This is a genomic window from Arthrobacter sp. P4_F11 (assembly GCF_056401395.1).
The window spans coordinates 52,164-74,443 of record NZ_JBFUJK010000006.1 but is presented as its reverse complement, the minus strand read 5'-3'; the positions used below and the strand labels follow the sequence as shown (position 1 = coordinate 74,443).

Annotated in this window: 19 protein-coding genes; 16 read left to right on the top strand and 3 right to left on the bottom strand. The window is 67.3% G+C overall.

The genetic code is table 11. From position 1 onward, the window contains the following. Window positions 1–83 precede the first annotated feature (83 nt). From dapA to AC1DRO_RS08500, 6 genes are all read left to right on the top strand, one after another. A complete protein-coding gene (gene dapA, locus AC1DRO_RS08525; protein ID WP_476950523.1) occupies window positions 84–992 on the top strand; it encodes a 4-hydroxy-tetrahydrodipicolinate synthase in 909 nt (302 codons plus the stop codon). Between the two features lie 60 nt (window positions 993–1,052). Continuing rightward, a complete protein-coding gene (locus AC1DRO_RS08520) occupies window positions 1,053–2,744 on the top strand; it encodes a ribonuclease J (protein WP_028277222.1) in 1,692 nt (563 codons plus the stop codon). A gap of 294 nt (window positions 2,745–3,038) precedes the next feature. After that, window positions 3,039–6,014, top strand: coding sequence for an FtsK/SpoIIIE family DNA translocase (locus tag AC1DRO_RS08515; RefSeq protein ID WP_476950522.1), 2,976 nt, complete (start codon window positions 3,039–3,041; stop codon window positions 6,012–6,014). Between the two features lie 21 nt (window positions 6,015–6,035). Further along, a complete protein-coding gene (pgsA, locus tag AC1DRO_RS08510) occupies window positions 6,036–6,674 on the top strand; it encodes a CDP-diacylglycerol--glycerol-3-phosphate 3-phosphatidyltransferase (protein WP_476950521.1) in 639 nt (212 codons plus the stop codon). Continuing rightward, the gene (locus AC1DRO_RS08505; protein WP_476950520.1) at window positions 6,671–7,201 is read left to right on the top strand and encodes a CinA family protein; all 531 of its coding nucleotides are present in this window, start codon (window positions 6,671–6,673) and stop codon (window positions 7,199–7,201) included. Before pgsA ends, AC1DRO_RS08505 begins: the two co-directional genes overlap by 4 nt. Window positions 7,202–7,340: 139 nt before the next feature. Further along, window positions 7,341–7,793, top strand: coding sequence for a helix-turn-helix domain-containing protein (locus tag AC1DRO_RS08500; RefSeq protein ID WP_018774460.1), 453 nt, complete (start codon window positions 7,341–7,343; stop codon window positions 7,791–7,793). Between the two features lie 100 nt (window positions 7,794–7,893). Here the strand turns inward: AC1DRO_RS08500 and AC1DRO_RS08495 are convergent, their stop codons facing one another. Then, window positions 7,894–8,403 (bottom strand): MarR family winged helix-turn-helix transcriptional regulator, encoded by a 510-nt coding sequence (locus tag AC1DRO_RS08495; protein WP_028277226.1) that lies wholly within the window; start codon window positions 8,401–8,403, stop codon window positions 7,894–7,896. Between the two features lie 41 nt (window positions 8,404–8,444). Here AC1DRO_RS08495 and AC1DRO_RS08490 point away from each other — a divergent pair, with 41 nt between their 5' ends. The 6 genes from AC1DRO_RS08490 (at window position 8,445) to dapF (ending at window position 14,382) form a co-directional block, all read left to right on the top strand. Continuing rightward, complete coding sequence (locus AC1DRO_RS08490) at window positions 8,445–8,681, top strand: DUF3046 domain-containing protein (RefSeq protein WP_028277227.1); 237 nt, start codon at window positions 8,445–8,447, stop codon at window positions 8,679–8,681. Between the two features lie 232 nt (window positions 8,682–8,913). Continuing rightward, complete coding sequence (gene recA, locus AC1DRO_RS08485) at window positions 8,914–9,966, top strand: recombinase RecA (RefSeq protein ID WP_018774457.1); 1,053 nt, start codon at window positions 8,914–8,916, stop codon at window positions 9,964–9,966. Further along, window positions 9,953–10,588, top strand: coding sequence for a regulatory protein RecX (locus AC1DRO_RS08480; RefSeq protein WP_476950519.1), 636 nt, complete (start codon window positions 9,953–9,955; stop codon window positions 10,586–10,588). Before recA ends, AC1DRO_RS08480 begins: the two co-directional genes overlap by 14 nt. Before the next feature lie 214 nt (window positions 10,589–10,802). Continuing rightward, window positions 10,803–12,290: a tRNA (N6-isopentenyl adenosine(37)-C2)-methylthiotransferase MiaB gene (miaB, locus tag AC1DRO_RS08475; RefSeq protein WP_476950609.1), complete on the top strand. Its 1,488-nt coding sequence runs from the start codon at window positions 10,803–10,805 to the stop codon at window positions 12,288–12,290. A gap of 181 nt (window positions 12,291–12,471) precedes the next feature. Next, complete coding sequence (gene miaA, locus AC1DRO_RS08470) at window positions 12,472–13,377, top strand: tRNA (adenosine(37)-N6)-dimethylallyltransferase MiaA (protein ID WP_476950608.1); 906 nt, start codon at window positions 12,472–12,474, stop codon at window positions 13,375–13,377. Window positions 13,378–13,428: 51 nt separating this feature from the next. After that, entirely contained in the window at window positions 13,429–14,382 is a 954-nt protein-coding gene (gene dapF / locus AC1DRO_RS08465; RefSeq protein WP_476950518.1) for a diaminopimelate epimerase, read from the top strand. On the opposite strand, the gene AC1DRO_RS08460 is transcribed toward dapF, so the two are convergent. Next, complete coding sequence (locus AC1DRO_RS08460; RefSeq protein WP_476950517.1) at window positions 14,363–14,977, bottom strand: class I SAM-dependent methyltransferase; 615 nt, start codon at window positions 14,975–14,977, stop codon at window positions 14,363–14,365. The two genes, dapF and AC1DRO_RS08460, sit on opposite strands and share 20 nt — an antisense overlap. 552 nt (window positions 14,978–15,529) lie before the next feature. On the opposite strand from AC1DRO_RS08460, the gene hflX reads away from it, so the two are divergent. After that, window positions 15,530–17,134 carry a GTPase HflX gene (gene hflX / locus AC1DRO_RS08455; protein WP_476950516.1) on the top strand — a complete coding sequence of 535 codons (1,605 nt, stop codon included), beginning with the start codon at window positions 15,530–15,532 and terminating at the stop codon, window positions 17,132–17,134. Next, on the top strand, window positions 17,127–19,283 hold the full coding sequence (locus AC1DRO_RS08450; protein WP_476950515.1) for an ATP-dependent DNA helicase: 2,157 nt from the start codon (window positions 17,127–17,129) through the stop codon (window positions 19,281–19,283). The genes hflX and AC1DRO_RS08450 overlap by 8 nt, the downstream gene beginning before the upstream one ends. Window positions 19,284–19,380: 97 nt before the next feature. Here AC1DRO_RS08450 and lexA read toward each other — a convergent pair whose 3' ends face one another. Then, entirely contained in the window at window positions 19,381–20,130 is a 750-nt protein-coding gene (gene lexA, locus AC1DRO_RS08445; RefSeq protein WP_028277234.1) for a transcriptional repressor LexA, read from the bottom strand. 517 nt (window positions 20,131–20,647) lie between these two features. Between lexA and AC1DRO_RS08440 the strand changes: the two genes are divergently transcribed. Further along, entirely contained in the window at window positions 20,648–21,079 is a 432-nt protein-coding gene (locus AC1DRO_RS08440; RefSeq protein WP_476950514.1) for a LysM peptidoglycan-binding domain-containing protein, read from the top strand. Between the two features lie 68 nt (window positions 21,080–21,147). Beyond that, entirely contained in the window at window positions 21,148–22,266 is a 1,119-nt protein-coding gene (locus AC1DRO_RS08435) for a histidinol-phosphate transaminase (protein WP_476950513.1), read from the top strand. The last annotated feature ends 14 nt before the right edge of the window (window positions 22,267–22,280 follow it).

Sequence of the window (22,280 nt, the reverse complement as noted above, 5' to 3'; positions counted from 1 at the left end):
CGTGACGCACGGCCGCCGAGTTTGACGTTCGTCACACCGCCGCCATTGTCCTAACATGCCGCAGACAAGGTAACGTTTTTCATATGGCTGACTCTGATATTCGCTCTTACACGTTCGGGACCCTCGTGACTGCCATGGTCACGCCTTTCACATCGGACGGTGAGGTCGACTACCTGCAGTCGGCGGAACTGGCGAGCAAGCTCGTCGACGACGGCAATGACGCCCTCGTGATCTCCGGCACCACGGGGGAGACCTCCACGCTCGAGGACGACGAAAAAGAGAAGCTCTTCCGCGTCATCGTCGAGGCCGTGGGCGACCGCGCCAAGGTCATCGCCGGGACCGGGACCAACCACACCTCGCACTCGATCGAGATGGCCAAGCGCGCCGCCAAGGCCGGAGCGCACGGCCAGCTGATCGTCACGCCGTATTACAACAAGCCCAGCCAGGCCGGTATCCAGGCGCACGTCGAGGCCGTGGCCGATGCCGCCGACCTCCCCGTCATGGTCTACGACATCCCCGGCCGCGCCGGCGTGCCCATCCTGCCCGAGACCATGATCCGGCTCGCCGACCACCCCAGGATCGTCGCCCTCAAGGATGCCAAGGCCGACTTCAACGCCGTCACGCGCGTCCTGGCGAACACCGATCTTGATGTCTACTCCGGCGACGACGGCCTCACGCTGCCGTGGATGGCCGCCGGCGCCGTCGGGCTGGTCAGCGTCTCCGCGCACGTCGCGACGCGGCAATTCCGTGCGCTGATCGATGCCGCACTTGCAGGCGATTTTGCTACCGCCCGCACCCTACATTTCGAACTGGACCCCGTGGTCCGCGCAGTGATGACCCACATTCAGGGTGCTGTCGCTGCCAAGCAGGTTCTTAAGTGGCAGGGAGTCCTGCCCAACTCGGTTGTCCGTTTGCCCCTCGTGGAGCCGGGCGAGGCCGAGATCGCAACCATCCGCGAGGATTTGGCGGAAGCGGGGATGGTCTTTTCCTGATCGGGAGCCAATCCTGACGGTTAAGAACCAGCCCGGCTTCAGCCTGGAAAGTAGTGCACTATGACCCAAACCGCCCTTCCCGGCCTTGTCACGCCGCCCCGCCTCCCGAAGAACACCCTGCGGATCGTACCGCTCGGCGGGATCGGGGAAATCGGTCGAAACATGACCGTTTTCGAGATCGATGGCAAGCTCCTCATCGTTGACTGCGGCGTCCTCTTCCCCGAAGAGACCCAGCCCGGCGTCGACCTCATCCTGCCGGACTTCTCCTACATCGAGAACCGTCTCCAGGACATCGTCGCGGTAGTCCTGACCCACGGTCACGAAGACCACATCGGCGCCGTCCCCTACCTCCTGCGCCTGCGCGCCGACATCCCCATCGTCGGTTCACAGCTGACACTGGCCCTCATCGAGGCCAAGCTGCAGGAACACCGGATCAAGCCGAACACGAAGATCGTCGTCGAGGGCCAGGTCGAGAAGTACGGGCCCTTCGAATGCGAGTTCATCGCCGTCAACCACTCCATCCCGGACGCCCTGGCCGTGTTCCTCCGCACCTCGGGCGGCACCGTCCTGCACACCGGTGACTTCAAGATGGACCAGCTGCCGCTGGATGGCCGCATCACCGACCTCCGGCACTTCGCCAAGCTGGGCGAAGAAGGCGTGGACCTGTTCATGTCGGATTCGACCAACGCCGACGTCCCGGGGTTCACCACCGCCGAGAAGGAAATCGGACCCACCCTGGACCGGCTGTTCGGGCAGGCCTCCAAGCGCATCATCGTCGCCTCCTTCTCCTCGCACGTGCACCGCGTCCAGCAGGTTCTCGATGCCGCCGCCAACCACAACCGCAAGGTTGCCTTCGTGGGCCGCTCCATGGTCCGGAACATGGCCATCGCCGCGAAACTGGGCTACCTGGAGGTCCCGGCCGGGATCCTGGTCGACATCAAGAACATCGACAACCTGCCGGACAACCGGGTTGTGCTGATGTCCACCGGCTCCCAGGGCGAGCCCATGGCCGCCCTGTCCCGCATGGCCAACGGCGACCACCGCGTCGTCGTCGGCGAGGGCGACACCGTCATCCTTGCGTCCAGCCTGATCCCGGGCAACGAAAATGCCGTCTTCCGCATCATCAACGGACTGCTGAAGCTCGGCGCCGACGTCATCCACAAGGGCAACGCCAAGGTGCACGTCTCCGGCCACGCTGCCGCCGGCGAACTGCTGTACTGCTACAACATCCTTGAGCCGCTCAACGCCATGCCGGTGCACGGCGAAACCCGCCACCTCATCGCCAACGGCAAGATCGCCCTCGAATCCGGCGTGCCGGAGGAAAGCATCCTGCTCGCGGACAACGGCAGCGTGATCGACCTGCGCGACCACCAGGCCGACATCGTCGGCCAGGTCGAGGTCGGCTTCGTCTACGTCGACGGCTCCAGCGTCGGCGAGGTCACCGAAGCAGACCTCAAGGACCGCCAGACCCTCGGCGATGAGGGCTTCATCTCCATCATCACGGTCATCCACCGTGCCACCGGCAAGGTGGTGTCCGGGCCGGAAATCCACGCCCGCGGCGTGGCGGAGGATGATTCCGTCTTCGACGAGATCATCCCCAAGATCAATGAGGCCCTCGAAGAAGCCGTGCTGAACCGCACGGACCACACGACGCACCAGCTGCAGCAGGTCGTCCGCCGGGTCGTCGGCACGTGGGTCAACCGCAAGCTCCGCCGCAAGCCCATGATCATCCCGGTGGTCCTTGAGGCGTAAGCCTCAGGTGGTTCACCGGGCGTAAGCCTCAGGTGGTTCACCGGGCGTGAGCCTCAGGTGGTTCACCGGGCGTGAGCCTCAGGTGGTTCACCGGGCGTGAGCCTCAGGTGGTTCACCGGGCGTGAGCCCTTCACACCGCCCGGCGCATGCCTGGTCAACGGCCTTCCCCGCCAACCCGCAGCCTCAGAGCCGCGGGAGGCGGGGGAGGCCGTTCCCGTTGGTGGTGGCGGCAACATGATCCCGGGCGCCCGGAAATTCGGGGTTTTCGGCCCGGCATCCGGTACCGTGGCGGGTATGGCGACTCGTACTTCTTCCGCGCCTAGAGGAAACTCAAGCGGCAAATCAGGCAGTTCTCCCGGCCGGGGGTCCCGTCCCGCCGCATCCAAATCCGCCCGGCCGCGGGGAGCCGCAGGTGGCACCGCAGGTAGAACCCCAGCCACCGCGCGGACCCGGCAGTTGGCCGTTGTTGAGCCGCACCAGCCCTGGGTGGTGAGGCTGCTGGCCGGTGCCTGGCTGGGCATCGCCCACGTGATCGGCGCCGGCATCCGGCGGGTCGGCCACGACGTCAGCGACCTCGCCCCCGAGGACCGCCGCGACGGCGCCGCCCTGTTCAACCTGGCCCTGGGAGTCTTCGTTGCCACCTTCGCGTGGTGGGGGTTCCAGGGCTGGCTCCCTGACCTCGTGTTTGCGATCGTCAACGGCACGTTCGGCTGGATGGCCCTGCTGCTTCCGCTCATGCTGTTCGTGTGCGCCTTCCGGCTGTTCCGCCAGCCCGACGACGGCCGCGGCAACAACCGGGTCGGCATCGGCTTCCTCATCATGACGTTCGCCGGTTCCGGGCTGGCGCACATCATTGGCGGCCAGCCGACCGTCGCCGACGGTTTCGATGGCCTGCGCCGGGCCGGCGGCATGCTCGGCTACCTCGCCGCCGCCCCGCTGGCCGCCGTGCACACCGCCGTCCCCGTCGCGGTCTACGGCCTGCTGGCCTTCACCTCCCTGCTGATCGTCACCGCCACGCCCTTCGGCGCGATCCCTGGCCGCCTGCGCGACGCCTACGAGCACCTGATGGGCATCGACCTGCAAGACGACGACGGCGGCGACCGCCACGACCGCAGCTACCTGTACGAGAACGACGCGCCGGCCCCGCCCAGGAAGAAGCGCAAGCGCCTCTTCGGCAAGGACCACGACGACGAGTCCGGCCTGGAAGGCTACGTCGGCGACGAGGCCTTCGAACGCGCCCTCATCGCAGATGAGGAAGCAGCGGACGCACCTCCGGCCAAGGGCACGAGGGGCAAGGCGCGCTCTGGCGTCGCAGCCGACGCCGCGCCCGACGTCGCGCCCGGCGTCCGCCGTCCCACCCAGGCCGAGATCGCCGTCGAAAAGATCAAAGCCGCCCAGGGGCTCGGCACGGCAGGATCCGCCGACGCTGCGGCGGAGTCCGGCGGCGACGCCACCGAGGCCATCCCGCTGGTCACTCCGGGGATGGTGGCCGCGGGATCGCTCAATGCCGCCGCTGCGGCCGCAAAGGTCCCCTCCAACCCGGTCGCGCCCGCACCGCTGCCCACCCCGATTCCGCAGCGCACCGAGCAGCTTTCCCTGGCCGGCGACGTCACCTACACCCTGCCGGCGTCGGACGTGCTGACACCCGGTTCCATCCCCAAGGAACGCACCGAGGCCAACGACGCGATTGTCGCCTCGCTCACCGAGACCCTCAACCAGTTCAACGTGGAGGCGCAGGTCACCGGCTTCAGCCGCGGCCCCACCGTGACCCGCTACGAAATCGAACTGTCCCCGGGCACCAAGGTGGAACGGGTCACCGCCCTGTCCAAGAACATCTCCTATGCCGTGGCCAGCTCGGATGTGCGCATCCTGAGCCCCATCCCGGGCAAGTCGGCCATCGGCATCGAAATCCCCAACACGGACCGCGAAACCGTGTCCCTGGGCGACGTGCTCCGCAGCCAGAACGCCCGCCGCACCGACCATCCCATGGTCATGGGGGTCGGCAAGGACGTCGAGGGCGGCTACGTCGTGGCCAACCTGGCCAAGATGCCGCACCTGCTCGTGGCCGGCGCCACCGGTGCCGGCAAGTCCTCGTTCGTGAACTCGATGATCACCTCGATCCTGATGCGGGCCACCCCGGACGAGGTCCGGATGGTCATGGTGGACCCCAAGCGCGTGGAACTCACGGCCTACGAGGGGGTCCCGCACCTCATCACCCCGATCATCACCAACCCGAAGAAGGCGGCCGAGGCCCTGCAGTGGGTGGTCCGGGAAATGGATGCCCGCTATGACGACCTCGCCAATTACGGCTTCAAGCACATCGATGACTTCAACAAGGCTGTCCGGGCCGGCAAAGTCCACCCGCCGGTGGATTCCAAGCGCGTCATCAAGCCGTACCCGTACCTGCTGGTCATCGTGGACGAACTCGCCGACCTCATGATGGTGGCCCCGCGCGACGTCGAAGACTCGATTGTCCGCATCACGCAGCTGGCCCGTGCGGCCGGCATCCACCTGGTCCTGGCCACCCAGCGCCCGTCGGTCGACGTCGTGACCGGCCTGATCAAGGCCAACGTGCCCTCCCGCATGGCCTTCGCCACCTCCTCTGTCACCGACTCCCGGGTGGTCCTGGACCAGCCGGGCGCCGAGAAACTCATCGGCCAGGGCGATGCCTTGTTCCTGCCAATGGGGGCCTCCAAGGCCATGCGTGTCCAGGGTGCCTGGGTCACCGAGTCCGAGATCCACAAGGTCGTCGAGCACGTCAAGGGCCAGCTCAAGGCCGTTTACCGCGATGACGTCGCGCCCGAGGCGCAGAAGAAGCAGATCGATGACGACATCGGGGACGATCTCGAGGTCCTGCTCCAGGCAACCGAGCTCGTGGTCACCACACAGTTCGGCTCCACCTCGATGCTCCAGCGCAAGCTCCGCGTCGGCTTCGCGAAGGCCGGCCGTCTCATGGACCTGCTTGAGTCCAGGGGAGTGGTGGGGCCCTCCGAAGGTTCCAAGGCGCGCGACGTGCTGGTCAAGCCCGATGACCTCGCCGCCGTGCTGGCCGCGATGAAGGGGCAGGACGGTCCGGTGTCCGCCGACTCGCAGACCGCGGCGCTGAGCGATAACGCCAACGCGAACATCGCCCAGGGCGGTTACGCCGAGGACCTCGTGGCGGCGGATCTGGAGAACCGCACCCAGGCGATCGACTACCATGACGGCGCCGACGGCGGTTCCGGCGACGAGGACGGCTCAGAGGACGCCTGGTCGCTCACCGGCCGGTAGCGCAGAAGGTAGCCTAGGAAGGTGAATAGCGCCGAAGCCAACGCCGGATCCGCCTCGCGGATCTGGAACCTGCCGAATGTCCTCACGATGCTGCGGATAGTGCTGGTGCCGTTCTTCGTCTGGTTCCTGCTCCTCGACGCGCCGGGGCTGCAGGCCCAGAACGGCGTCTGGCGCTGGGCGGCCGCCTTCGTTTTCGCGGTCGCCATCTACACGGACAAGCTCGACGGCGACATCGCCCGGTCCCGCGGCCTCGTCACCGATTTTGGCAAGATTGCTGACCCGATCGCCGACAAGCTCCTGATCGGTTCCGCGCTGGTCATGCTCTCGTTGCTCCAGGAACTGCCCTGGTGGGTCACCATCCTGATCCTGGTCCGGGAGTGGGGCATCACCGCGCTGCGCTTCTTCGTCATCCGCTACGGCGTTATCCCGGCCTCGCGCGGCGGAAAGCTCAAGACGGTGGTGCAGACGGCGGCCATCTTCCTCTACGTCCTTCCGCTGGCGTCCCTTGCCCCGTGGCTGGGCGTCGTGGCGTTCATCGTGATGATGGCCGCCCTGGCCATCACCCTGTGGACGGGCGGCGAATACGTCATTGAGGCGCTCAAGCTGCGGTCCGCCGGCATCAAGGCAGAGAAACAACATTCAAGGGAGAACAAGCCATGAACCAGCCGGACCCCGTTCTTCACCCCAACCTGCACCCCAATCTGCACCGCCTGGCGGAGCAGGCCGTCACCGGCGCCCTCGGCCGCGGCCTGACCGCCGCCACTGCCGAATCGCTCACCGCCGGCATGGTCACCGCCGTGCTGGCCGACACGCCCGGCGCCTCCGGGATGCTGCAGGGCGGCGTGGTGTCCTACGCCAACAGGGTCAAGTCCGACGTCCTTGGCGTCCCCGCTGAGCTGCTCGACGCCGTCGGCTCCGTGGACGGCCAGGTAGCCGCAGCCATGGCCGACGGGGCGCGCCGCATCTGCGGCGCCGATATCGGCGTTTCCACCACCGGCGTTGCCGGTCCCGAACCGCACGACGGCAAAGCGGTGGGCACGGTCTTTGTCGGCATCGCCACGGCGGAAGGATCGACGTCGTACCCCTATTCCTTTGACGGCAGCCGTGCCGAGATCCGCGCACTTGCGTGCGGCGCCGCGTTGGAGCGTCTGCTGGAGGCCCTATCTTCCGAAGGCTACCGGGCGTAAAGTTGCCGGGAACAAAAGTTGATTCCGAATAGTTGTTACATTGTGTCGCTTCCAAATGAGGGAGGCGCCTAGGATGAAAACATCAGCAGAGTCCGCCCCCACCGGCGGACTCGACAGTACGAGGAGCAAGGCGATACAGATGGTAAAGCAGCCCGTATCCGTAAACGGCGTTGTCCGCTGGAAGGATGTGGGCCTCGCCGATCAGGCCAAGAGCGAACAGAAGGAGCGCAAGATGGTTGTACTACGTCACGAAATCGGTGATGTCCTGCGCGATGTCCGCCAGCGCCAGGGCCGTACGCTCCGCGAAGTCTCGCACAGTGCCCGCGTTTCCCTGGGCTACCTGAGCGAAGTGGAACGCGGCCAGAAGGAAGCCTCCTCGGAGTTGCTCTCCTCGATCTGCTCGGCCCTCGATGTTCCGCTTTCGAGCATGCTCCGCGAAGTCAGCGACCGCGTCGCGGTCGCCGAGGGTGTCGCGGTTCCGGACACCGTTCCCCAGGAGTTCGCGCAGCGCTATGGCCGCGACCTCGACCGGGAACTGAACTCCGATCTCTCCGACGAGCTGGCCAAGGGCCTCCTTTCCGGAGCGCGCTAGCCCGCCCACTCACCTAAGACCTAAGACACAAAAGAGGACCTCCGGCCCAGGCCGGAGGTCCTTTGACGTGTTTCGGTGACCAGGGTTCCCGGTGGGGGAGTCAGGCGTGCTCGTCCCGGGGGAAACCGTCTCGCTCGTAGGTGGCATTGAGCTTGGCCATGTACATGGCCAAAGCCTGCAGATCCTCGGCCGGCCATTCCGCCAGGCGTTCCCGGAACACCTCACGCCGTGCGTCCTGGACCTGGTGCATCCTTTCCTCGCCTTCGGACGTCAACCGGATGGCCTGCGCCCGGCCGTCCAGCGGGTCCGCCTCCTTCGACACCAGCCCGAGGCCCTCGAGGAAGGCGATCTGCCGGCTCACCGAAGGCTTGCCGACGCCGATGCAGGATGCGAGGTCGGTCAGCCTGATGGGACCCTGCTTGCGGATCACGCTGAGCAGCCCGTAAGCGGCGGGTTCCATGTCCGGGTGGACCTGGCGCGAGAGCTGGTGGGAAATCGACCGGCCCCGGCGCCAGAGCAGACTCAGCTGGTTCTCGACGGCGTCCAGGGCGGCGTCCGCGCCGGCGGTATCGGGAGCGGGATCTCCCGCGGACTCAGTTGGGTTGCTCATGGCAACCATTCTAGAGTCCCCGGCCGTGAGAGACTTTACTCGTGCGAATCAGTGACTTTTGGCGGCTTATGGACGACGAGTTCGGCGCGGGATACTCCCGCGTCCTGAGCAATTCGCTGGTCTTGGCTGGGGTCGGAGGCCGCACCGCGGACCAGGCCCTCAGCGCCGGCATTCCGCCGCGCCAGGTGTGGCTTGCCCTGTGCGACGTCCAGGACGTTCCGCCGGAACGCCGCCTGGGCCGCGACGTCAAACCCCGTGACACCACCGGGCCCCGCTGACGCCTGCTGACGCCCGCGCCGTCGCGCTGACGCCGGCTGAGCACCGCTGACGCCTGACACGCCGCCCGCTTGTTCGAATATCTGTTCGGATAGCGATATGCTTTTTTTCAGACCGTTTTCCACATAAGTGGTTCTCCCGACAACTTTGTCGGAGGGTGCCAGTAGCGTCAGTGATGACAGACAAAGGCCTCCACGGCCACTCCACAGCGAGAAAGTATTAGAGGTGTGAATCATGGCCGCAGCCCCGGATCGCCAGAAGGCGCTCGACGCAGCGCTTGCCCAGATTGACAAGCAGTTCGGCAAAGGCTCGGTCATGCGCCTCGGCGATGAAGTCCGTGCACCCATCGAAGTCATCCCGACCGGGTCCATCGCACTGGACGTCGCCCTGGGAATTGGCGGCCTGCCCCGCGGCCGCGTCGTGGAAATCTACGGTCCGGAATCATCCGGTAAGACCACGGTCGCGCTGCACGCGGTTGCCAATGCCCAGCGCCAGGGCGGCATTGCCGCCTTCATCGACGCCGAGCACGCCCTCGATCCGGAATATGCCGCCAAGCTGGGCGTCGACACCGACGCGCTCCTGGTCTCCCAGCCGGACACCGGCGAGCAGGCGCTGGAAATCATGGACATGCTTATCGGGTCCGGCTCCCTTGACGTCATAGTCATCGACTCCGTGGCCGCCCTCGTTCCCCGCGCGGAAATCGAAGGCGACATGGGCGACAGCCACGTGGGCCTGCAGGCCCGCCTGATGAGCCAGGCCCTACGTAAAATCACCGGCCGCCTGAGCCAGACGAAGACCACGGCCATCTTCATCAACCAGCTGCGTGAAAAGATCGGTGTCTTCTTCGGCTCCCCGGAAACCACCACCGGTGGTAAGGCGCTGAAGTTCTACGCCTCCATCCGCATCGACGTCCGCCGCATCCAGACCCTGAAAGAGGGCGCCGATTCCGTCGGCAACCGCACCAAGGCCAAAATCGTCAAGAACAAGATGGCCCCGCCCTTCAAGATCGCCGAGTTCGACATCATCTACGGCCAGGGCATTTCCCGTGAGGGCGGCATCATCGACATGGGTGTCGAGCACGGCCTGATCAAAAAGTCGGGCTCCTGGTTCACCTACGATGGCGACCAGCTGGGCCAGGGCATGGAGAACTCCCGCCGCTTCCTGCGCGACAACCCGGAGCTGGCGGCCGAACTGGAGCGCCTGATCAAGGAAAAGCTCGGCGTTGGCGTCAAGGCCCCGGCTGAGACCGAGGAATCTCCGAAGCTGAAGGCCGTTGACGGCTTCTAACAGCCGGCGGCGCAAAGGGGCAGGATTTCCATCACGGAATCCTGCCCCCGGCTTTGCCGGCCCGGATCAGCCGGCGGACCGCACCGATGGCGCGGATTCGCCGGCCGGGCAGGACCGGGACGCGGACCCCGCGGCGGTGGCGCGTGCCATCGTGCTGCGGCAGCTGACGAATTCGCCCAAGAGCCGGCTGCAGCTCTCGCGCAAGCTGGCCGAGCGCAACGTCCCTGAGGACGTCGCGGAGGCCGTGCTGGACCGCTTCGAGGAAGTGCGGCTGGTTGACGACGCCGAGTTCGCCGACATGTGGGTCCGCAGCAGGTCCCAGACGCGCAAGCTCGCCAAAGGGGCCTTGCGGCGCGAACTTGCGGACAAGGGCATCGACCCGGAGATCGCTGCCGGTGCACTGGACCAGCTCAGCGACGCCGACGAGGAAACGGCCGCCCGGGAGCTCGTGGAGCGCAAGCTGCGGGGATTCACCGGCGGCGAAGACCGGGCCGAACGCGACAAAGTTACGCGCCGCCTCGCGTCAATGCTGGCCCGCAAGGGATACCAGCCGTCGCTCGCCTTCCGGGTGGTGGGTGAGGTGCTCGATGCCGCCGCCGGCCCAGCGGGGGACGGGGATTAGGACCGCCGGGCCGGGGTCTGCGCCGGCCCAGCCGCTGCCCACCACCCTTACCCGTTACCCTTAACAGGTGAGTTTTACCATTCCCTCCCCAACGGCCGGCACGACTTCTCCGACAGCGCCACCGGCGGTGCAGCCAGCAGGGCCCCAGACATTCGCTGCGGACCCCGTTTCCGCACCGGAAAGTCCCGCCCCGGCCCAGCCCCGCACCTACCAGGTGCGCACTTTCGGCTGCCAGATGAACGTGCACGATTCCGAGCGGATGGCCGGCATGCTGGAAGCCGCAGGCTACGTCCCCTCCGCCGGCGAGCTGGCCGACGTCGTGGTCTTCAACACCTGCGCGGTCCGGGAAAACGCCGACAACAAGCTGTACGGCAACCTCGGCATCCTCGCCCCGGTCAAGGCAGCCAACCCGGGCATGCAGATCGCCGTCGGCGGCTGTCTCGCGCAAAAAGACCGCGAGACCATCCTCAAGAAAGCCCCGTGGGTGGATGCCGTGTTCGGCACCCACAATGTCGGTGCCCTGCCGGCGCTGCTGGACCGGGCCCGCCACAACAATGAGGCCCAGCTGGAGATCCTCGAATCGCTGGACGTCTTTCCCTCCACCCTCCCCACCAAGCGGGACTCCGTCTACTCGGGCTGGGTATCGATCTCGGTGGGCTGCAACAACACCTGCACCTTCTGCATCGTCCCGGCCCTGCGGGGCAAGGAAAAGGACCGCCGCCCCGGCGAGATCCTGGCCGAAATCCAGGCGCTCGTGGACGACGGTGCCATCGAGGTAACCCTGCTGGGCCAGAACGTGAACTCCTACGGCGTCGAATTCGGCGACCGGCAGGCGTTCTCCAAGATCCTGCGTGCCTGCGGAGACATTCCGGGCCTGGAGCGGGTCCGGTTCACCAGCCCGCACCCGGCCGCCTTCACCGACGACGTCATCGACGCCATGGCCGAGACCCCCAACGTCATGCCGCAGCTGCACATGCCCCTGCAGTCCGGCTCGGACAAGGTCCTCAAGGACATGAAGCGGTCCTACCGCTCGACCAAGTTCCTCGGCATCCTGGACAAGGTCCGCGAGAAAATCCCGCACGCCGCCATCTCCACGGACATCATCGTCGGGTTCCCCGGCGAGACCGAGGAGGACTTCCAGGCCACCCTCGACGTCGTGGAGAAATCCCGGTTCGCCACCGCCTTCACCTTCCAGTACTCCAAGCGGCCCGGCACGCCCGCCGCGGACCTGCCGGACCAGCTGCCCAAGGCCGTGGTCCAGGAGCGCTTCGAACGCCTCACTGCCCTGCAGGACCGGATTGCCGCCGAGGAAAACGCCCGGCAGCTTGGCCGCCGCGTCGAGGTCATGGTGACGGCCCAGTCGGGCCGTAAGGCTGGGGAAACCCACCGCCTCTCCGGCCGGTCCCAAGACCAGCGGCTGGTGCACTTCTCCGTGCCCGCCGGAGCCGAAGTGCCCCGGCCCGGCGATCTGGTGACTGTCACCATCACGGAGGCGGCGGCGTTCCACCTCGTCTCCGACCCCGCCTCGGCCGAGGACTACAGCCTGCGCCGGTCCCGTGCCGGCGATGCCTGGGACCGGTCGCAGGCAGATTCGTGCGGCGCAGGCCCAGCAGGCAAAACCAGCCCGGCGGGGAAGACCAGCGCGTCGGGCACCTCCGGCGTGTCGCTGGGCATGCCCAGCCTCCCGGCCCGCGGCCGTTAGCGCCGTGCGCGGCCCGCAGGGCGCTCCCGGCAACGCAGCAGTCCAGAACCCAGCAGCCCGGGCCACAGCGGTCGAGGACACAGCCCAGGCCACGGCGGTCGAGGCCACAGCCCAGGCCGCTGCCCAGCAGGACGCTGCCCAAAATTCGGCGGCGCAGGGGGCACAGCCGGCTGCTCCGCCGGTGATCGCCGTCGTCGGGCCGACGGGATCCGGCAAATCAGACCTGGCCGTCTCCCTCGCCCTCGAACTCGAGGGGGAAGTCGTCAACGCCGACTCGATGCAGTTCTACCGCGGCATGGATATCGGCACCGCCAAGATCACCGAGGCGGAGCGCCGCGGTGTGCCGCATCACCTGCTGGACATTCTGGACGTGACCGAGGAAGCGAGCGTCTCGGACTTCCAGCAGCAGGCCCGGGCGTTAATCGCCGACATCCACGGCCGGGGTAAGCGGACCATCCTGGCCGGCGGCTCCGGACTCTACGTCCGCGCCGCCCTCGACGTCCTGGAATTCCCCGGCACGGATCCGAACATCCGCGGCCGGCTCGAGGCGGAACTGGCTACCGCGGGAGCCGCGCCCCTTCGGCAACGGCTCGAGGCAGTGGACCCCGTCTCCGCGGGCAGGCTCGGCGATGAGCGCAGGATCATCCGCGCCCTGGAAGTCTTCGAGCTCACCGGGCGGCCATTCAGCTCCTTCATGCCGGCCCGCCAATACTTCCAGCCTGCCATCCAGATCGGACTCGAGGTGGACCGGGAACTGCTCCGGCAGCGCCTGGCCGACCGGGTCCACGCCATGGTGGACCGGGGGCTCCTGGACGAGGTCCGCCGGCTGGACGCAGCAGGGCTCCGCAGCGGCCGGACCGCGCCGCGGGCCCTCGGCTACGCCCAGTTCCTCCGGGTGCTCGACGGTGCCTCCAGCGTGGAGCAGGCCGCGGACGAAACCATCGTCGCCACCCGGCAGTTCGCGCGCCGCCAGCTGACCTGGTTCCGTGCGGATCCCCGGGTCACCTGGCTGGGCTGGCACGATCCTGACCTCGTGGCCAAGGCCGCCGGCCTCTGCCGGGCGACGCCGGTTCTGCCTCCGGCGTAGCGCTTGGGTCACGGTGCCGGAGCGGTCGGGGCGGAACGGTAACCTTGGAGCATGGACGAATCCCAAGCCGTAGCCGCTGACCGTACTGCCGGCGATACCGCCCCGCTGAGCGGTCTGAAGTTTTCCAAAGGCCACGGAACGGGCAACGACTTTGTCCTGATCGCAGACCTCAACGGCGCGCTCGAGTTGAGCCCGGAGCACGTCGCGGCGCTCTGTGACCGGCACCGTGGCATCGGCGGCGACGGCCTGATCCGGGCCGTGCCCTCCCGGCTCCTGCCCGAGGGGCAGCAATTGCTGACCGCGCACCCCGATGCCGAGTGGTTCATGGACTACCGCAACGGCGACGGCTCGCTCTCTGAGATGTGCGGGAACGGAGTCCGCGTCTTTGTGCACTTCCTCATCGCCGAAGGCCTCGTGGACCTGCCGGCCGGCGAATCGCTCGTGATTGGAACCCGGGGCGGTGCCAAGACGATCGTCCGGACGGCTGCGGGCTACGCCGTGGACATGGGCCCCTGGGAGTTCATTTTCCCGGGCGAGGCGACCGCGCGGGCCATGGACTCGCTGGTCAGCGCCGACGGGCTCGAAGTCGCGCGGCCCGCCCTCTCCGTCAGCATGGGCAACCCGCACACCGTCGTGGCCCTGGCCGAAACAGCCGAACTGGAGGCCACGCAGCTGTTCACTGCCCCCCGGGTGGACCCGACGCCGCCGCACGGCACCAACGTCGAATTCGTTGTGCCCTCCGAACCACTGGTGCACGACGGTACCGGCACCATCACCATGCGGGTCCACGAGCGCGGAGTGGGGGAGACCCAGTCATGCGGCACGGGCGCCTGCGCCGCCGCCGTCGCGATTCGCCATTGGGCCGGGCAGGGCGCGCCGGACGCGTGGAACGTCCACGTCCCCGGCGGCGTCGTCGGCGTGAAATTCTTCCTGGGCCCGGAGGGGCACGAACACGTCGAACTCAGCGGCCCGGCCGTGATCGTGGCTAGCGGGACGCTTTCCTGATTCGAAGGATCCGAAACGACTTCGACGTGCTCTCCCGGGTCACGCTGAAGCTGGCGTCGAGCTCCGCCGAGAGCCAGCGCTGCAGCGAGTCGGAGCCGAGGTTCTTCTGGACCACGAGCCAGGCCGATCCGCCCGGCGCCAGCCTGGGAATCCACAGGCGCAGGAGGGCATGAAGTTCATCCTTGCCGATCCTGATCGGGGGGTTGGACCAGATGGTGTCAAAGCGCAGGTCGGGGTCCACGGCGCCCGGCGTGCTGGCGGATACGTTGTGCAGCCCCAGCAGCCCGGCGTTTTCATTGGTCAGGGTCACGCAGCGTTCGTTCACGTCCACCGCGTAGACCTGGGCGTGCGGTGCCCGCAGGGCCATGGTCAGGGCGATCGGTCCCCAGCCGCAACCGATATCCAGAAGGTTGCCCTGCGGCGACGGCGCCGGGACGTCGGCCAGCAGCACGGCCGTTCCCTTGTCGATCCCGTCCGGGCTGAAGATCCCCGAGGACGTCTGCAGCCGGCGCGTCTCACCGGCAAGATCCACGGTGAGCGGCTTGCGGGTAAATGGCCCGGCCGGCTGGGCGCTGAAATAGTGTGCAGACTCCATAATGGGCCAGATTAGTTCGCGGCCAGCCCGTATGGGAAACCGGGTGGCAGCGCCGGCGTCTGCTACGCTACAAAACATGATCCTGATCTCCAAGTAGCCGGCACGGGTCCCGTCCCGTCCTTGTCAGGGACGCCGGGGACCCCGAAGCGACGCAGGTAAACGCCTTCCGCTGAGTGCGCCATCGCAGGGGTGAGTTTTCTCACCCGCGGGCGCCCGCACCACTTGGAATCCAGCCATTTCCCAGGCACGGAGTTTTGCTAGCACTGTGCTGGCGCTGTACTCCCGGGCCCGGCGTGGCGGAGGCACCCACCTCACCGTGTTTTGCACCGGCACGGCACCCCCCAGACAGCCAGTGTCCCCGTAGCCAGGCGCCTTAGCCGCCTCTACCGTCACCCAGCCACCGCTCTGCACAGAGCCAGCCCCGCCCCGGCGCCGTTGCCGCGGGCATTCCAGGAGGCCCCCATGACCACCCGCCGTCAGCCCAGCGCGAATACCGCCCCACAGAGCAACAATCGGCACTATTCTGAAAGAGCCGAACCTTTAAAGGAGACCATGACCAGCCACCCCAACACCGGACCCGATTCAGCAGCCCAGGACATGAGCCCTGAAGAGATTCAAGCTGTAATCGACCGGATCCTTTCCAAGGACACCCCCGCCCCAGGCCGCGGCGGCGGCGCCGGCACCAGCCATGGCACCGCCGCCGGTGCTGGTACCAGCAGCCCGACGTCGGTGCTCGGCAAGGCGCAGGCCATCTCCCGCCTGGACGAGGTGTACACCAACTTCGACGGCGACCAGCAGGACCTTGAGGAACGGCACGCACTGCGCCGCAAGGCCGGCCTGTCCACCGAGCTCGAAGACGTCACCGAGGTCGAATACCGGCAGTTGCGCCTTGAGCGCGTCGTCCTGGCCGGCCTCTGGACCGAGGGCACCCTCGCGGACGCCGAGAACTCCCTGCGCGAACTTGCCGCCCTCGCTGAGACGGCCGGCTCCGAGGTCCTCGACGGGCTCGTCCAGCGGCGCGCCAAGCCCGATCCCGGGACTTTCCTCGGCTCCGGCAAGGCACAGGAGCTGAAAGCCATCGTGATGTCCACCGGCGCCGACACCGTCGTCGTCGACGCCGAACTGGCCCCCTCCCAGCGGCGCGGGCTCGAGGACATCGTCAAGGTCAAGGTCATTGACCGTACAGCGCTGATCCTGGACATCTTCGCCCAGCACGCCAAGAGCCGTGAAGGCAAGGCCCAGGTGGAGCTCGCCCAGCTCGAATACCTGCTCCCGCGCCTGCGCGGCTGGGGCGAATCGATGTCCCGCCAGGCCGGTGGCCAGGTGGGCGGCGCCGGTGCCGGCATGGGCTCGCGTGGTCCCGGTGAAACCAAGATCGAACTGGACCGCCGTCGGATCCGCACCCGGATGGCCAAGCTGCGGCGCGAAATCGCCGCCATGAAGCCTGCCCGGGAAACGAAGCGCGCCAACCGCCGTCGTAATGCCGTGCCCTCTGTCGCGATCGCCGGCTACACCAACGCCGGGAAGTCCTCGCTGCTGAACCGGCTGACCGACGCGGGGGTGCTGGTGGAAAACGCCCTGTTCGCCACCCTGGACCCCACCGTCCGCAAGGCCGAAACCGCTGACGGGCTGGGATACACCCTGGCCGACACCGTGGGCTTTGTCCGGTCCCTGCCCACCCAGCTCGTGGAGGCATTCCGCTCCACGCTGGAAGAGGTCGCCGACTCTGACCTGATCCTGCATGTCGTGGACGTCTCGCACCCGGATCCGGAGGGCCAGATCGCCGCTGTCCGGACGGTCTTCAGCGAAGTCGACGCGCGCAAGGTTCCGGAAATCATTGTCCTGAACAAGGCCGACGCCGCTGACCCGTTCGTGGTCGAACGGCTCAAGCAGCGCGAGCCACGCCACGTGGTGGTCTCGGCCCGCACCGGCGAAGGCATTCCGGAACTGCTCAAGGCCATCAGCGACGGCATTCCGCGGCCCAGCGTGAAGCTTGAACTGCTCATCCCGTACAACCGCGGGGATCTGATCAGCAAGCTCCACGAGAGCGACGCCGAGATCCTCAGCCTCGACCACGAGGAAACCGGGACCCGTGCCGTGGTGATGGTGCGTGAAGGACTCGCCGCCGAACTGGATCCCTTCATTAGCAATGACTGAGGCTGCGGTGACCAGGACCGACGCCGATCCAGCCGACGCCGAACCAGCCGACGCCGAACCAGCTGATGCTGGGCCGGCCGAAACTGACACCGGCGCCGGCGCCGGTTCAGGTGCCGGCGCGGCCGGCGAGGAGTTTGTTGTTAAGCTGCTCGACCGTGCCGTGTCCGGCATGGGCGGGCAGAGCCGCGATGGCCAGCACGAAATGGCCCGGCAGGTGGCGCGCGCGATAGACAGCGGCGATCACCTGCTGGTCCAGGCCGGCACCGGCACCGGCAAGTCGCTGGCCTACCTGATTCCGCTGATCGCGCATTCGCTGACCAGCAACAAACCCACCCTGGTCTCCACCGCCACCCTGGCGCTGCAGACGCAGATTGTGGGCCGGGACCTGCCCAGGCTGCTCAAGACCATCACGCCCGCCCTGGAGCGGCCCGTCAAGGTCGCCCTGGTCAAGGGCCGTTCCAACTACGTCTGCCGGCACAAACTCGAGGGCGGCTTCCCGTCCGAAGAACCTTCCGAGGGACAGCTGTTTTCCCTGGGCGAGGACACCAGCGTGCCGCATTTCGCCGCCGCACTTGGCGGGCCGTCCTCCCAGCTGGGCAAGGAAGTCGTCCGCCTGCGCGAATGGGCCGAGGAGACCACCACGGGGGACCGCGACGAGCTCATGCCAAGCGTCACGGACCGGGCCTGGCGCCAGGTCTCGGTCACCTCCATGGAGTGCCTCGGCGCGCAGAAATGCCCGCTCGCGGCCGAATGCTTCAGCGAACTGGCACGGCAGAACGCCGCCGATGCCGACGTCGTGGTCACCAACCACGCCATGCTCGCCGTCAGTGCCTTCGAAGGCCTGGCGGTGCTGCCCGAGTACGACGTCGTCGTGGTGGATGAAGCACACGAACTTCAGGACCGCGTCACGGGCGCGGTCTCGGGCCAGCTCTCCGTGGCGATGGTGCACGCCGCCGCGTCCGGGGCCCGGAAGCACACGGGCATCACCGTGGATGCACTGAACAATGCCGCTGCCCACCTGGAGCTCGCCATCGACGGCGTCCCCAGCGGGCTGATGCCCAACGGCCTGAACAGCGGGCAGCTGGACTGCATCGACCAGCTGCGCGACGCATGCCGCGCCGCCCTGTCCGATTCCAAGGGGGACAGCTCCGTGTCGGCGGACGGCGGACGGCAGCTGGCCCGCTCGCGCCTCATGGTCATCCTGGAGCTCTGTGAACGCCTCCTGGCCGCGCGCGAAAACCGCGAAGTCGTGTGGTTCTGCCGCAACAGCAGCTTCGATCCGGCGCAGGGCTACTCGCAGCCGGACGAGAGCGCGCCGGCGTTGATCAATGTTGCCCCGCTGAGCGTCGCAGGGCGGTTGCGCGAGGGCCTGTTCGCAGACCACACCGTCATCCTGACCTCGGCCACACTGGCCATCGGCGCCGCCTTCGAACCCGCCGCCGGCGGCCTGGGCCTGGTTGGCAACGGCGCACCGAGCTGGACCGGCGTCGACGTCGGCTCCCCGTTCGACTACCCGAAGCAGGGCATTCTCTACGTCGCCCGGCACCTGCCCAAACCCGGCCGCGGAACGTCCCCCGAGGCCCTGGACGAACTCGAGAAGCTGATCCGCGCCTCCGGCGGAGGCGCCCTGTGCCTGTTCTCCTCGCGGCGCGCCGCAGAGGAAGCAGCCGAGTCCATGCGGCCCCGGCTGGGCCTCAGCATCCTGTGCCAGGGGGAGTCGACCATGACGGCGCTCGTGCGGCAGTTTGCCGACGAACCTGACACGTGTTTGTTCGGCACCATGTCCCTCTGGCAGGGCGTCGACGTCCCTGGCGTGTCCTGCCGGCTGGTGGTCATCGACCGGATTCCCTTCCCGCGGCCGGACGACCCGCTGATGACGGCACGTTCGCGGGCCGTGGCCCAGGCCGGCGGCAATGGCTTCATGGCCGTCTCGGCCACGCACGCCGCCATCCGCCTCGCGCAGGGCGCCGGACGGCTGATCCGCTCGACCTCGGATAAGGGCGTGGTGGCAGTGCTGGATTCGCGGCTCTCTACGGAGCGTTACGGCGGCTTCCTGCGCGCCGCGCTGCCGCCGTTCTGGCCCACCACCGATTCATCGATAGCCATGGCAGCCCTGAAGCGCCTGGCGAAAGACTCCGCAAAAGCCTAAGTCCCAAACCGGGGCCGCCACCCTGCGCCGGAAATCCGCCGCGGGGTGGCCGCTCCGAACTGGCGGCATGGCCCGGGACGGCTAAGGGGAGCGCAGTTTAGAGTGAGCGCAGTACCGAGACGACCTTGCCCATGATGACGGCGTGGTCGCCCAGGATGGGCTCGTACTGGGTGTTTTGCGGCAACAGCCACGTGTGGCCGTCCCGCTGGCGGAAGGTCTTGACCGTGGCTTCGTCGTCCAGCAGGGCGGCAACGATGTCGCCGTTCACGGCATCGCCCTGGCGGCGGACAACCACCCAATCGCCGTCGCAGATGGCGGCGTCGATCATCGAGTCGCCGGCCACTTTGAGCATGAAGAGTTCGCCATGGCCCACGAGCTGGCGGGGCAGCGGCATGACGTCCTCCACCACCTGGTCCGCGAGGATCGGCCCGCCGGCGGCGATGCGTCCGACGAACGGCACCATTGCCGTGTCGGTGGCGCTGGCCAGCTCAGTCACTGACAGGCCGCCGACGGCCCGCAGGCCGCTTGACTTCTCGACACCGGAAATCGGTGTGGTCCCCTCGTCCAGGGTCAGCGGCATGAGCACTTCCATGGCCCGCGGGCGCTTCGGATCACGCCGCAGGTAGCCGAGCTTTTCGAGCTGGGAGAGCTGGTGGGTCACGCTCGAGAGGCTGGCGAGACCGACGGTGTCGCCGATTTCGCGCATGGACGGCGGATAGCCCTTGTCCGTGACGGACCGCTGGATGGTCTCCAGGATTTTCTTTTGCCGGACGGTGAGGCTCTTGGGGGCCCGGGCGGGCTGCGGGCTCCGTGGGGTGGCCCTGCCGCCGGTGGCTTGTGCTGCCATGTTCGCCAACGCCTTTCCGTTCCGCCCGGCTGCCGTGGCTGCTGTCACCGGGAACTTCCGGCCTGAAATGTCAGACCCTGCTGATCAACTACGAATGAATTCCCACGGGTAGTTCGAAAGTGGGAGTTCGAAAGTGGTTGTCCTGTCCCTCAAAAATAGGCCAGCCGCAGACCTTTTTCAAACATTTGTTCTAGCGAGTCTCGACATCGTTCGTTAGTAAGTGCTAAAACAGAACTAGCAAGATTCGAATATGTGTTCGATTCCGACGATCTGGGTTCGCAAGCGATGTTCGGTTCTATGTTCGAAGGTTCGGCCGGTTGGCGGCGAGTACGTGAGTACGCCGGGCGGCAACTTATGGTCCAGGAGGGCTCAGTTCATGTCAGTTTCAAGCGCGTTTGACGGCACTAACATTCAGGACGTCACGACCCGCCACCGCGGTGTTGGTCCAGGTGGCGCAGCGGCTCGCCGCAACATCGGACACGGCAGCCTCGGACACGGCAGTCGCGACCAAGGCGGCATGGGCCAGGGTGGTTCCCTTCACGGCAACGTGTACCCGCTCAACGCCAGGCGCCGCGGCGCCGCGACGTCGCAGGCGCCGCAAGGAGCCGCCGCGGTTTCCGGCGGCCGGACCAAGCAGCCGCCGCTGCGGCTCACCCGGCGCGGACGCTTCGTCTTCTTCGGTGTCCCGCTGATCCTGCTGGCGGCGTTCATCCTGTCGTTCAGCGGATTCCTCAACGCTCCCGCGAAAGCGGCAGATTCCGCAGACCAGCTCTCGGTGACGCCGACCGTATCCGTCACAGTCCAACCGGGGGAGTCCCTCTGGGCCATTGCCGGGTCGGTGGCTCCGGAGCGCGATCCCCGCGACGTCGTGGCCGACATCGTGGAGCTGAACAATCTGGACGCCGCGCGTGTGATGCCGGGCCAGCAACTGTTCGTCCCGTCCAAGTAACCACCCCCGGGTGCCGTCGCGGGCGTCACAGTTTCAGCGCCCGTCCCGCTACCACTTAAACTGGTCACGTGACTGACCAGCTTGAGCGCCTCAACCGACTGCCCCTCCGAACCAATCTGCGTGGCCTGCGTCCGTATGGCGCGCCGCAGCTGGACGTCCCCATCCTGCTCAACGTCAACGAGAACACCCATGGGGTCCCGGCCGATGTCCGCGCAGCGATCACCGAGGCCGTGAGTGCCGCCGCTGCCGGGCTGAACCGCTATCCGGACCGTGAATTCACCGAATTGCGCGAAGCCCTCGCCGAATACCTTGGCCACGGGCTGGACGCGGAGAACATCTGGGCCGCGAATGGTTCCAACGAAGTCCTTCAGCAGATCCTCCAGGCCTTCGGCGGCCCCGGCCGGACGGCCCTCGGGTTCCCTCCCACGTATTCGATGTACCCGCTGCTGGCCTCCGGCACGGATACGGAATACGTCGTCGGGGCCCGCGCGTCAGACTATGGGCTCAGCGCGGACTCGGCGGCACAGCAAGTCCGCGAGCTTCAGCCCAACGTTGTCTTCCTCTGTTCCCCGAACAACCCGACCGGCACGGGGCTGGGCCTCGATGTGGTCGAGGCCGTCTATGACGCCGGCGAGGCCAGCCAGACCATCGTGATCGTCGACGAGGCCTACCACGAGTTCGCCCACGACGGCACGCCCAGTGCCCTCACCCTGCTCCCTGGCCGGGAGCGGCTCATCGTCTCGCGCACCATGAGCAAGGCCTTCGCCCTCGCGGGTGCGCGGCTCGGCTACATGGCCGCGGCACCGGAGGTCGCTGACGCCCTGCGCCTGGTCCGTCTCCCGTACCACCTTTCCGCCATCACCCAGGCTGCGGCCCTGGCTGCCCTGCACCACCGGGAGGCGCTCATGGCGGACGTCGAGGACATCAAGCGCCAGCGCGACCGGATCGTGTCGGAACTGACGCGGTTGGGCTTGACCCCGGCCGCGTCCGATTCCAACTACGTGTTCTTTGGCGGCCTCGAGAACCCCCATGAGGTTTGGCAGCGGATGCTGGACGCCGGTGTCCTCATCCGCGACGTCGGTATTCCGGGGCACCTGCGCGTCACCGCGGGCACTGAGACAGAAACCACAGCCTTCCTGGAGGCACTTGAACTTATCCTGGCCGGCTCCGCAAAGCCGCAGGCCTAGACTTGGTGGGGAGC